The sequence below is a fragment of the Amycolatopsis sp. genome, from assembly GCF_025464955.1.
In the GTDB taxonomy this organism is placed as follows: Bacteria; Actinomycetota; Actinomycetes; order Mycobacteriales; family Pseudonocardiaceae; genus Amycolatopsis.
In genome coordinates this window covers 24,987-36,166 of sequence record NZ_JAODNM010000067.1, presented here as the reverse complement: position 1 = coordinate 36,166, position 11,180 = coordinate 24,987, and the positions used below count along the sequence as shown (strand labels likewise).

The window sequence follows — 11,180 nt, the reverse complement described above, 5'->3', positions numbered from 1 at the left end:
TGCGTCAAACCCCGGCCCAGGCGTCCCAGACCGTCTCCCGGCTGATCAGGGCGATCCGTTCGATCCGTCGGCGCGCCCGCAGCGTGCCGGGCAGGCGGACCAGCAGCTCGGCGAGCACCTGGGAGCGTAGGCCGAACCGGAAGTTGGCGGCTGCCGGCTTTCCCCGCAGCGGCAGGACCAGCGTGAGCACGGCGAACTTGACCAGCTCGCGGGCGGCGATCCGGCCGGGTGCGCAGCGCAGCAACATCAGCAGCCGGTTGCGTTCGTTCCAGCGGTGGAACAGCGGCGACCCCGGTGCGGTGCTCACGCCGTGCCGGTGGACGACGTGCGCGTCCGGGGCGCTCACGACGTCCCAGCCGGCCAGCCTCAGCCGCCACGCCGTGTCCGTGTCCTCGTAGTAGCAGAAGAAGTCGGCGGGCACGCCGCCCGCAGCCCGCAGGACGTCGGTCCGCAGCAGCACCGCGCCGCCGCAGAAGCCGAAGACCTCGGCGCGCTCTTCGATCACATCAACGCCATGGCCGTCCCCGCTCAACCGCACGCCGAGTGACTGCGGCGACCCGTCGGGAAGCTCCATCCACGAGCCGGCGGCCGCCGCGGTCGGAGCCTTTTCCAGAGAGTCCTCCAGCGCGCCGAGCCACCCGGGCGCGGGTTCGGCGTCGTCGTTCAGCCACGCCGTGTACGGAGTGTCCACAACGGACAGTGCAGTGGCCATCGCCCCTGCGTAGCCGGTGTTTCGGCGGGTCCGGACGACCTCGGGCGCGGACGGGTGCGAGGCCAGCAGCGCGGCCGTGCCGTCGTCGGAGGCGTTGTCGATCACCAGGGTCCGATGTGGACGATCCTGGGCGGCCAGCGCGTCGAGACACGCTGTGACATGGCCCACTCCGCGCCAGGTCACCACGACCACGGTGGTGCCGACCTCGCTGGATGCCACAGCGAGCAGAATACGGGCCGTGCCCGAACTCGTCGTCGTCGCGGAGCAGTTGCTCGCCCCCGTCCCCGGTGGCACCGGCCGTTACACCGGTGAGCTGCTGCGGGCGCTCGCCGCGTCGGCGCCGGCCGGCTGGACCGTGTCGAGCGTGGTCGCCCGCCACGCCGACATCGAAGCCGCGCGGATCGACGGCGTCGACGGGCCGCACGTGCTGCCGCTGCCACCGCGCGCGCTCGTCGCGACTTGGCAGCTGGGCCTGCCTTGGTGGCGCGGGGACGCCGTGCACGCGCCGACCCCGCTCGCCCCGGCCCGGGCGCCGCGCGGGTGCACGCTGTCGGTCACCGTGCACGACACCGTGCCGTGGACGCATCCCGAGACGTTGACCCCCCGCGGTGTCACCTGGCACCGCGCGATGATCGGGCGGGCCGCGCGCCGGGCGAACGCGCTGGTGGTGCCCACGCAAGCGATTGCGGACGACCTGACCAGGCGACTTCCCGTGTCGGCTCCGGTGCACGTCATCGGCCACGGCGTCACGGAATTGCCCACGGAGGAACCGGTCGACGTGCCGGAGCGCTACGTCCTCGCGATCGGGACGGTCGAGCCGCGCAAGGGCATCGACGTGCTGATCAGGGCCATGGGCGAGCTGGACGTGCCGTTGCTGCTCGCCGGGCAATCCGGTTGGGGCGGCCTCGATCCGGCGTCGATGGCGGCCGACGCGGGCGCGCGAGTGCGCGTCCTCGGGCGGCTGACCGACGGCGAACTGGCGTACGTCCTGCGGCGCGCGAGCGTGCTCGCGGTGCCGAGCCTCGCGGAGGGCTTCGGGCTGCCGCTGCTGGAGGCGATGGCGGCCGGCGTCCCCGTGGTCCACTCGGACGCTCCGGCACTCGTAGAGGTGGCTGGGGGCGCCGGCGTCGCCGTGCCCAGGGGCGACGCTCCCGCGCTGGCCGCCGCGCTGCGCGACGTCCTCGCCGCTCCGGCGCGAGCTGCGACCCTGTCCGATCTGGGCCGGATCCGCGCCGCGGATTTCTCCTGGCACTCCGCCGCCCGCTCGGTCTGGGACCTCCACCGGCGCTGATCCGACGTGGTCTACACCACAAAGCGGGACCCGGGAGCAACCTGGATGCCCCCAGTTTGTTGGTTCCTGTCCAACTCGCGACCTATCGGTCGTACGCTTCCCGGGTGGTGTCCGAACCCCGCGTGCTGATCGACGCGACAGCAGTCCCGGCCGACCGGGGTGGTGTCGGCCGCTACGTCGATTCTCTGGTGTCGGCCCTCGACGACGGCGGCGCGCGGTTCACCGTGGTCTGCCAGCCACGGGACGCGCGGCTCTACGGCGCGCTCGCCCCTGGTTCCCGCGTCGTCCCGACGGCGCAGTCGACGTCCACCCGGACAGCCCGGCTGACCTGGGAACAGACGACTTTCCCGAGGCTGATCCGCCGGCTCGGGGTCGACGTCGTGCACTCGCCGCACTACACGATGCCGCTGGCCAGCCCGGCCGCGTCCGTGGTCACGCTGCACGACGCCACGTTCTTCACCGACGCCGTGCTGCACTCCTCGGTGAAGGCCCGGTTTTTCCGCGCCTGGACGACAACTGCCCTGCGGCGCGCGACGCTGTGCGTGGTGCCCAGTCAGGCGACGGCGAACGAGCTGGTCAGGGTCGCTCACGCGCGGGCGTCCGACTTCGAAATCATCCAGCACGGCGTCGACGCTGAGCGGTTCCATCCGCCGTCCCCGGCCGAGATCCGCGCCGCGCGGGACGCGGTCGGCCTGGGCGACACCCCGTATGTCGCGTTCCTCGGCGCGCTCGAACCGCGCAAGAACGTTCCGGCGCTGATCAGGGGCTTCGCCCAGGCTGTCGCCGGGCGCCCGAATCCGCCGGCGCTGGTGCTCGCCGGCCAGCCCGGCTGGGACAGCCAGGTCGAGAACGCACTCGACGCCGTGCCGCACAGGCTGCGCGTCATCCGGGCCGGGTATCTGCCGTTCGAGACACTCGCCGGGTTCCTCGGCGGTTCCGAGCTGGTGGCCTATCCCAGCCTCGGTGAGGGTTTCGGGCTGCCGGTGCTGGAGGCCATGGCGTCCGGCGCCTGCGTGCTGACCACTCGACGTCTTTCGCTGCCCGAGGTCGGTGGTGACGCCGTCGCGTACTGCGGGGTCGGCGCCGGAGACGTCGCGGCGGCCATCTCGGAGCTGCTCGACGACTCGGCGAAGCGCGCGGTGCTCGCCGCGGCCGCACAGCAGCGTGCCAAGGAGTTCTCCTGGGCCACCACCGCCGACCTGCACCGGGAGGCCTACGGCAAGGCCTGGGCGGGGCACCGAAGTCGCGTTCGGTAGCCGAGGCACAATTGCGGGGTGACTGAGCACCCCGGCAACGGCAGTTCGTACGGTGACGCGCTCGCCGTGGTGACCGTGACCTACTTCCCCGGCGAGACCCTCGAGCGCTTCCTCGACACCCTCGAGAAGGCGACGGACAGGGATGTCCTCGTCGTCGTCGCCGACAACGCGTCCACCGACGGCGCGCCGGAGAAGGCGGCTACGCGGGAGAACGTGAAGCTGGTCAGCATCGGGGAGAACGTCGGTTACGGCACGGCCGCCAACCGCGGCATCGCCGAACTCGACAACAGCTACGGCTGGGTAGTCGTGGTCAACCCGGACCTCGAATGGGAGCCGGGCTCACTCGACGCGCTGCTGGACGTCACCCAGCGGTGGCCGCGCGGTGGCGCGTTCGGCCCACTCATCCACGACCTCGACGGCACGGTGTACCCGTCGGCGCGGCTGCTGCCGTCGATGGGCCGGGGCGTCGGCCATGCCCTGTTCGCCAAGGTGTGGCCGGGAAACCCGTGGACCCGGCAGTACCGGCAGGAGAACAGCGCCCCGGTCGAGCGGACTTCGGGCTGGCTGTCCGGCTCGTGTCAGCTGATCCGGCGCGAGGCGTTCGACTCGGTCGACGGGTTCGACACCCGCTACTTCATGTACTTCGAGGACGTCGACCTCGGCGACCGCCTGGCCAAGGCGGGCTGGCTCAACGTCTACGCGCCTTCGTCCAGCGTGATGCACATCGGCGGGCATTCGACGTCCCAGGCGTCGGCGAAGATGCTGGGCGCGCACCACGACAGCGCGTACCGCTACCTCGCCGACCGCCACCGCGGCCTCGCCTGGAAGCCCGTCCTGGCCGTCATCAAGCTCGGCCTGAAGGTGCGGCTGAAGCTGGAGACCCGAAAGGGCTAGGCACTTTGGCCTAGGCACTTTTGTCCTTTTGTGCCCTCATTGAAGTCTCAAGCAGGGCACAAAAGTACAAAGGTGGCTCTTGTGTCGGATGTGTGGGTCCGCGACGCCTCAGTGGCTGGTGGGGTTCTTGAGGTCAGTGGGTGTGGTCGGCTGGTGGTGACTGTGGGACTCGTCGGGTTGAACGTGGGACTCGCCGGGCTGGAGTGTGGGACTCGCCGATGTGCTGTGCGAGTCCCACGTTCAGCGAGGGCGAGTCCTACAGTCAGACCGGCGAGTCGCACACCCAGCTCCGGACACCGGCATTCGCCATACACCGACACGACACGACCGGCCCTTGCTGCGCTAAAACGCAGCCAGTCCACAGCAACCAGCACCCACACAGACGACCGAAGACCCACAAAAGTGCCCGCTAGATGCCGTCCAGCCGACGCGACAGGTTCGACCGGCCGCTGGACTGCGTCACCGTCGGGATGAGCCCGCTGAAGCTGTCCTCGGACGGCTCGTCGCTCGGCTCCGGCTCCGGCTTGCGGTTCTCGGCCGGTCGTCGTGCCTCCGGCGGCTTCTGCCGCCGCGGCTCGCCGGTGTCCAGCCTGGTGGTCGGTTCGACCTCGGCGAGATGGTGCTGGTCGTCGTTGGCCGCGATCATCGACGCGGGCAGCACGGTGGTGGTGTCGGGATCCTGGCCGCGGTCGATCTCGTTGACCACCGAGCGCGGGATCTGCTGGGTGTTCGACGAGTCCATCGGAGAAGTCGCGTTCTCCAGTGTCACCACGAAGGCTCCGCGTGCTCGTGCTCGTGCGAGCACGGCATCCGCCCGATCGCGGGGGTCCATCCCCAAGGCCTCCCGACTGACCCGAGGCCCTCTGGGAGGAGAGCCTGCTGTGTGCTGTCTAGGGTAGGCCCTCGCGGGGTTCGGCGTCAGTGTTTCCCGCGGCTTGTCGCTCAGCGGTGCGTGATATAGACGAAAGTTTTGCAGGCCAGAAAACCCGAGGAGGAGCGTTTCGTGAATGCCGAGCTCGAGGTCGACGCCGTGGTGCTCGTCGGCGGACGGGGCACCAGGTTGCGGCCGCTGACGCTGTCCGCGCCGAAGCCCATGCTGCCCACGGCCGGGACTCCGTTCCTGAGCCACCTGCTGTCCAGGATCCGCGCCGCCGGGATCACCCACGTCGTGCTGGGAACCTCCTACCAGGCCGAAGTGTTCGAGGACTACTTCGGTGACGGGTCGGCGCTCGGGCTGGAGCTGGAGTACGTCGTCGAGGACGTCCCGCTGGACACCGCCGGGGCCATCCGCAACGTCTACGACCGCCTGCGCGCGCCGAACGCGGTCATCTTCAACGGCGACATCCTGTCCGGCGCGGACCTCGGCGAGCTCGTGCGCACCCACGTCGAAGCCGACGCAGATGTCACGCTGCACCTTCAGCGTGTCGAGGATCCCAGCCGCTTCGGTTCCGTGCCCACCGACGCTGACGGGCGCGTCCTGGAGTTCCTCGAGAAGACACCCAACCCGCCGACCGACCAGATCAACGCCGGTTGTTACGTGTTCCGCCGGTCGGTGATCGAGTCCATCCCGACCGGCCGCCCGGTTTCGGTGGAGCGGGAGACGTTCCCCGCGCTGCTGTCCGCCGGAGCGCACGTCCACGGGTTCGTCGACACCTCGTACTGGCTGGACGTCGGCACTCCGGAGGCGTTCGTGCTCGGCTCGTCGGACCTGGTCAAGGGCGTCGCGCCGACGTCGGCACTGCCCGGGGCGGTGGGCGAGGCGCTGGTGCTGGACGGCGCCGTCGTCGCCGCGGACGCGTCGGTGACCGGCGGCTCCACGATCGGTCCCGGTGCGACGGTCGGCGCGGGTGCTCAGGTGAGCGGGTCTGTCCTGTTCGCCGGGGCCGAAGTCGGTGCGGGCGCGGTGATCGAGCGGTCGGTGCTGGGCGCGGGCGCCCGGGTCGGTGCCGGAACGGTGCTGCGCGGGGTGGTCGTCGGGGACGGCGCTTCGGTCGGTGCCGACAACGAACTGCTCGACGGCGCGCGGGTGTGGCCGAAGGCCGAGCTCGGGGACGGCGTAGTGCGCTTCTCGAGCGACGGCTGACGATGCTCTGGACGCCGTCGTTCGAGGTGGACCTGGCCGGGGTGCTGGGTCCGCTGCGGCGCGGCGCGTGGTCGCCGAACCTGATCGACGACGGCACCGGCGTTACCTGGCTCGCCGCGAACACTCCCGACGGCGCCGGCGCGCTGGCGCTGAGCAGGCGTTCCGGCGGCGAAGTCGAGGCGGAGGCGTGGGGGCCGGGCGCGGATCGGCTGCTTTCCGGAGTCCCGGCGCTGCTCGGTGCGAACGATGATGACTCGGGCTTCACCGCCCATCACGCCGTGATCGCCGAAGCCCGACGGCGGCACCCGGGCCTGCGGATCGGCGCGACCGGCCGGGTCTGGGACTCGCTGGTCCTGGCCGTGCTGGAGCAGAAGGTCGCCGGGCGCGAGGCGATCCGGTCCTGGCGCGAGCTGTGTGCCTGGTTCGGCGAGCCGGCGCCCGGACCAGGGCCCGAAGGGCTGCGCGTGCCGCCGACGCCGGTGGCGATCCGTTCCATTGTGGACTGGAAATGGCACCGGGCCGGGGTGGACCTCAGCAGGCGGTCGACCCTGATCCGCGCGGCCAGGGTCGCCCACCGGCTCGAACGGGCGGTCGAACTCGGTGGGGTGGAAGGACGTTCGCTGCTGCGGAAGGTGCAGGGCATCGGCGTCTGGACGGCCGCCGAGATCGCGCAGCGGGCTTGGGGCGACCCGGACGCGGTCAGTTTCGGTGACTACAACATCCCGTCGATCGTGGGCCACGCCCTGACCGGGGCCCCCCTCGACGACGCGGGCTTGTTCGAAGTCCTCGCGCCGTACGCGCCACAGCGTCAACGTGCCGTGCGCTACCTGGGCGCCGCCGGCTTCCGTAAGCCCCGGATCGCCGCCCGCGCGGCGCTGCGTGACTACCGCGCCATGTGACCGGGCGGGTACTACGCCGACCTGTGGGGCGTGACCGTGCTTTCCAGTGCGGCGTTCACGATGGCCAGCGCCTCGTCCCGGCTGAGGCCCAGCGCGCGGGCGATGTTCGCGTACTCCGCGGCGGCCCGCTGGGCGTTCTGGCGGCTCTGGTCACCCGACGCGCTGACGAAGCTCCCGGCCCGCCCCCGCGTTTCGATCAGCCCGGCTTCTTCCAGCTCGCGATAGGCCCGCGCGATGGTGTTCGGCGCGATCCCGAGGTCCGCGGCCAGTTTGCGCACGGTCGGCAGCTTGGTGCCCACGGGCAGCGTCCGGTCGTTGATCTGCGCCGCCAGCGAAGCCCGCACCTGCTCGTACGGCGGTAGCGGCGAAGCACTGTCCACACTGGGAATCACTGCTCCCACTCCTCCCTGGCAGCCGCGACCGCAGCGTCGACGACGTCGGCGAGGTCTTCGGAACCGGCGGGCAGCGCGTCGACGGGCCACCAGCGGAGGTCGTCGGATTCGTGGCTGCGCACCGGCTCGGCGCCCGCCGGCGCACGGACCGCGTACCGGACGTCGAAATGCCTGGTCGGGAGGCCGAGCGAGCACGTGATCGGGTGGACGTCGAGGTGCACCGGCGAGGAGCCGATCGTCAGGCCGTCCATTCCGGACTCCTCACGGGCTTCGCGCAGCACGGCGTCGGCCAGCGTCCGGTCTTCGGGCTCGCAGTGCCCGCCGAGCTGCAGCCACCGGCCGACTCGGGGGTGCAGCGTGAGCAGCACCCGCTCACCCGTGGCGTCCAGGACCACGGCTGACGCCGTCAGGTGGCCTGCTTCGCAGGACCGTGCGCAGGAGTCCTCACGCGCGGCGAGGAAGCCGAGAAACGCCTGGCGCAGGGACTCCTGATCGCCGGCCTCCGGCTTCCAGTCGTCCAGTGTGGACAGTGCGTCAAGACGAAGATTCACAGTTCCAGCAGCCCTTCGCCCGCCTGAAGCGGACCACGCGCCGGAGACGCGGACGCCGGGTGCCCGATGGCCACCGCGCCGAGCGGCTGCCAGTCGTCGCCAAGGCCGAGCGTGGCACGCACGAGGTCGGCGGCGAAAATGGTCGAGCCGATCCAGCACGAACCGAGGTCCTCCGCGGCCAGCGCCACGAGCAGACCCTGCACCGCCGCGCCGCCCGCGACGGTGAACATCGTGTTCTCGCAGACATTCCGCCGTGCGTCGGGGTAGGTGTGGGCGCCGTCGGGCACCAGGAACGGGATGACCACCTCGGGCGCGTCGAACAGGATGTTGCCGCGGCCGACACGTTTGGCGATCTGCTCGGCGGTGAACCCGTCGGCGAGCAGATCCGCTTGCCATGACTCGCGCATCGCGTTGAGCAGCTTCTCCCGCGTACCTTGCTCACGCAGCCAGATGAACCGCACGGGGTGGGTGTGGTGCGGCGCCGGCGCGGTGAGCGCGACAGCGATCGCGTGGCGCAGGACGTCCGCGTCGACGGGCTCGTCGCTGAACTCTCGCACGGATCGCCGCAGCGGCACGGCTTCCCGTCGGCCCTGCGCGATCGCTTCGTTGGTGCCGAGGCGGAACAGGTCCTCCTCGACCGGCCGGATGAGGTTCCTCGCCGTCGACCCGTCGTCCACAAGCGACAGTCCACGGACGACAGCGACGGGCAGGCCGCCGAGCTTGCCCTTGACCAGGTCGGCCGCGGCGGCGATCTCGTCGGCGACCGCGACCTCGGTGACGGCCAGTTCGTTGCCCTGGCTGTCGATCTCGCCCGCGTAGGCGTGCAGCGCGCGCAGGCCGGACGCGCCGATCGCGGCGTCGGTCTGCCCGATCCGCCACGCACGGCCCATCGTGTCGGTGATGACGACCGCGACCTCGACGCCGAGCCGCTCGCGCAACCCGTTGCGCAGCGCCAAAGCCGACGCGTCCGGGTCGGTGGGCAGCAGCGCGATCTCGTCGGTGGACACGTTCGACGCGTCGATGCCCGAGGCCGCCTGCACGATGCCGATCTTGTTCTGGGTGATCACCGTCCGGCCGATCCGGGCGATGATCCGGACGGACTCCTTCTCGACCCATTCGCGGCGGATCGCGTCCCGCTGCTCCGGGTCGGCGGGGACGCGGATCAGCATGCCCTCGATCTTGGACACGACCTTGCTGGTCACGACCACTACGTCACCCGAGCGCAGCCAGGGCGCGGCCGCCACGATGGCGCCGGTGAGGTCGTCGCCCGGCCGGAACTCCGGCAGCCCGGGGACGGGCAGGATCTCGATCTTGGCGGAGGCGTGATCAGGCAAGGTCCACTCCGGACAGTTCCAGCGCCGCGCGGGCCATCGCCGCGGTGGCGTCCACATCGGACATCAGCAGGGGGACCGCGCGCACGGCGACCCCGGGTACGTCGACGGTCTCGCCCTCGGCGACCAACCAGCCGTCGAGCAGCCCCGTTTCGGATTCCTTGCGCGAGCCGTAGTGCCGGCCGACGGCCTCGGCGGAGGTCTCCACGCCGATCGCGGTCAGGCACGCGTCCGCCATCCCGCGCAGCGGCTTGTTCGCGATGATCGGCGACACGCCGACGATCCCGGCCTCGCTCTTGCGCAGCGCGTCCCGCACGCCGGGAACCGCCATGACCGTGCCCACCGAGACGACCGGGTTCGACGGCGCGAAGAGGATCGCGTCGGCTCCGGTGATGGCGTCCAGCACCCCGGGCGCGGGCGAGGACTCCTCCGCGCCGACCGGGAGTATCGACTGCGCCGGCAGTTTGGCCTGGTAGCGCACCCACCACTCCTGGAAGTGCAGCGCTTTCTGCTGGCCGGGCTCGTCCGGGTCGTCGACGACGACGTGCGTCTCGACGCGGTCGTCGGACATCGGCAGCAGCCGCACACCCGGCTTCCAGCGGTCGCACAGCGCCTCTGTCACGGCCGAGAGCGGATAGCCGGCGCGCAGCATCCGGGACCGGATGAGGTGGGTCGCGATGTCCTTGTCACCGAGGCCGAACCAGCTCGGCTCCGCGCCGTACGCCGCCAGCTCCTCCTTGACCGTCCAGGTTTCCCCGGAATGCCCCCAGCCGCGCGCGGTGTCGATCCCGCCGCCGAGGGTGTACATGCAGGTGTCGAGGTCCGGGCAGATGCGCAGGCCGTGCATCCAGACGTCGTCGCCGGTGTTGACCAGGGCGGTGATCTCGTGGCCGGAATCGGGCGGGCCTTCGCCGATCTCCGGCAGGCCCAGCGCGGCCTTGACCCCCAGCAGGAACCTCGCCCCGCCGACACCGCCTACTACTACGACAACCTTCACGATGTCCGATCCTCGCATGAGGCGACAGGGGGCACCCAGTACCGGTACCTGTGGTGCTCGGCGAAGCCGAGTGAGCCATACAACGCCAGCGCCGGGGCATTCGTTACCGAAACCTGGAGGACCGTGCGCGTCGCGCCGAGCTCCGCCGCCCACGCGGCCGCGGCGTCGAGCAGCCGCACCGCGAGTCCCTGCCGCCGGTAGCCGGGCCGCACCGCGAGCCGCGCGATGTGCAGGACGTCGTCGACGACCGCGCCGCGCACCACACCCGCCGTGACGCCGTCCACGTCGACGACGCCGTAACCGATCTTGCCGCCGGTCAGCACGTGCCGCTCGGCGTCGGTCGGTTCCGTCGAGCCGACGGTGAGCTCCCACCAGGCGGGGGTCGGGCCGGGCAGCATCCTGGCGTCGCCGGGTGCCCCGGGTCGCGCGTCGGCGATCAGCACTACGACGTCGTGTCCGGCCGGATGCGCGATGTCCGGGACCCAACCCGCGGCGGCGATGGCCGCCTCCGTGGCGGTGTCCTGCACCACCTGGATCTTGGGCGGGATGGCGTGCGAGTGGGCGAAGTCACAGACCGCGCGGAGGGTGTCGGACAGGTCGCCCCCGGGTTCGCCGACGGCGAGTGCGCTGTTGGCGCGCCCGGTGAACCCGCCCGCCCAGCGCAGTCGCCACTGGCCGAGGAACTCCTGCGAAAGCGGCGGCCAAGCGTCGGAACAGACGACTTCGAGCGCTTCGGCGGCATTCACGGTTAGATTATGACAAGAACCCGGAGGT

Annotated in this window: 12 protein-coding genes; 5 read left to right on the top strand and 7 right to left on the bottom strand. The window is 71.2% G+C overall.

The window, feature by feature from the left end; translation table 11 throughout:
• Window positions 1-4: 4 nt before the first annotated feature.
• Window positions 5-931 (bottom strand): glycosyltransferase family 2 protein, encoded by a 927-nt coding sequence (locus tag JWQ81_RS15285; RefSeq protein WP_297541930.1) that lies wholly within the window; start codon window positions 929-931, stop codon window positions 5-7.
• A gap of 19 nt (window positions 932-950) precedes the next feature.
• On the opposite strand from JWQ81_RS15285, the gene JWQ81_RS15280 reads away from it, so the two are divergent.
• The 3 genes from JWQ81_RS15280 (at window position 951) to JWQ81_RS15270 (ending at window position 4,153) form a co-directional block, all read left to right on the top strand.
• Window positions 951-2,003 (top strand): glycosyltransferase family 1 protein, encoded by a 1,053-nt coding sequence (locus JWQ81_RS15280; protein ID WP_297541928.1) that lies wholly within the window; start codon window positions 951-953, stop codon window positions 2,001-2,003.
• Window positions 2,004-2,125: 122 nt separating this feature from the next.
• The gene (locus JWQ81_RS15275) at window positions 2,126-3,259 is read left to right on the top strand and encodes a glycosyltransferase family 1 protein (RefSeq protein WP_297542071.1); all 1,134 of its coding nucleotides are present in this window, start codon (window positions 2,126-2,128) and stop codon (window positions 3,257-3,259) included.
• An 18-nt stretch (window positions 3,260-3,277) separates the two neighbouring features.
• Window positions 3,278-4,153 carry a glycosyltransferase family 2 protein gene (locus JWQ81_RS15270; protein ID WP_297541926.1) on the top strand — a complete coding sequence of 292 codons (876 nt, stop codon included), beginning with the start codon at window positions 3,278-3,280 and terminating at the stop codon, window positions 4,151-4,153.
• 409 nt (window positions 4,154-4,562) lie between these two features.
• Here the strand turns inward: JWQ81_RS15270 and JWQ81_RS15265 are convergent, their stop codons facing one another.
• Complete coding sequence (locus JWQ81_RS15265) at window positions 4,563-4,985, bottom strand: hypothetical protein (RefSeq protein WP_297541924.1); 423 nt, start codon at window positions 4,983-4,985, stop codon at window positions 4,563-4,565.
• 171 nt (window positions 4,986-5,156) lie between these two features.
• Between JWQ81_RS15265 and JWQ81_RS15260 the strand changes: the two genes are divergently transcribed.
• Window positions 5,157-6,236, top strand: a complete 1,080-nt coding sequence (locus tag JWQ81_RS15260) for an NDP-sugar synthase (RefSeq protein WP_297541922.1) — start codon at window positions 5,157-5,159, stop codon at window positions 6,234-6,236.
• Window positions 6,237-6,238: 2 nt separating this feature from the next.
• Window positions 6,239-7,135 carry a DNA-3-methyladenine glycosylase 2 family protein gene (locus JWQ81_RS15255; protein ID WP_297541920.1) on the top strand — a complete coding sequence of 299 codons (897 nt, stop codon included), beginning with the start codon at window positions 6,239-6,241 and terminating at the stop codon, window positions 7,133-7,135.
• An 11-nt stretch (window positions 7,136-7,146) separates the two neighbouring features.
• On the opposite strand, the gene JWQ81_RS15250 is transcribed toward JWQ81_RS15255, so the two are convergent.
• The 5 genes from JWQ81_RS15250 to JWQ81_RS15230 are packed head-to-tail and all read right to left on the bottom strand — an operon-like array spanning window position 7,147 to window position 11,152.
• Window positions 7,147-7,527 (bottom strand): GntR family transcriptional regulator, encoded by a 381-nt coding sequence (locus tag JWQ81_RS15250; protein ID WP_297541918.1) that lies wholly within the window; start codon window positions 7,525-7,527, stop codon window positions 7,147-7,149.
• On the bottom strand, window positions 7,524-8,078 hold the full coding sequence (locus JWQ81_RS15245; RefSeq protein WP_297541915.1) for an NUDIX hydrolase: 555 nt from the start codon (window positions 8,076-8,078) through the stop codon (window positions 7,524-7,526). The genes JWQ81_RS15250 and JWQ81_RS15245 overlap by 4 nt, the downstream gene beginning before the upstream one ends.
• Window positions 8,075-9,412 (bottom strand): coenzyme F420-0:L-glutamate ligase, encoded by a 1,338-nt coding sequence (locus JWQ81_RS15240; RefSeq protein WP_297541913.1) that lies wholly within the window; start codon window positions 9,410-9,412, stop codon window positions 8,075-8,077. Before JWQ81_RS15240 ends, JWQ81_RS15245 begins: the two co-directional genes overlap by 4 nt.
• Window positions 9,405-10,406 carry a 2-phospho-L-lactate transferase gene (gene cofD, locus JWQ81_RS15235; RefSeq protein WP_297541911.1) on the bottom strand — a complete coding sequence of 334 codons (1,002 nt, stop codon included), beginning with the start codon at window positions 10,404-10,406 and terminating at the stop codon, window positions 9,405-9,407. The genes JWQ81_RS15240 and cofD overlap by 8 nt, the downstream gene beginning before the upstream one ends.
• Window positions 10,403-11,152, bottom strand: a complete 750-nt coding sequence (locus JWQ81_RS15230; protein WP_297541909.1) for an N-acetyltransferase — start codon at window positions 11,150-11,152, stop codon at window positions 10,403-10,405. The genes cofD and JWQ81_RS15230 overlap by 4 nt, the downstream gene beginning before the upstream one ends.
• Window positions 11,153-11,180 lie beyond the last annotated feature (28 nt).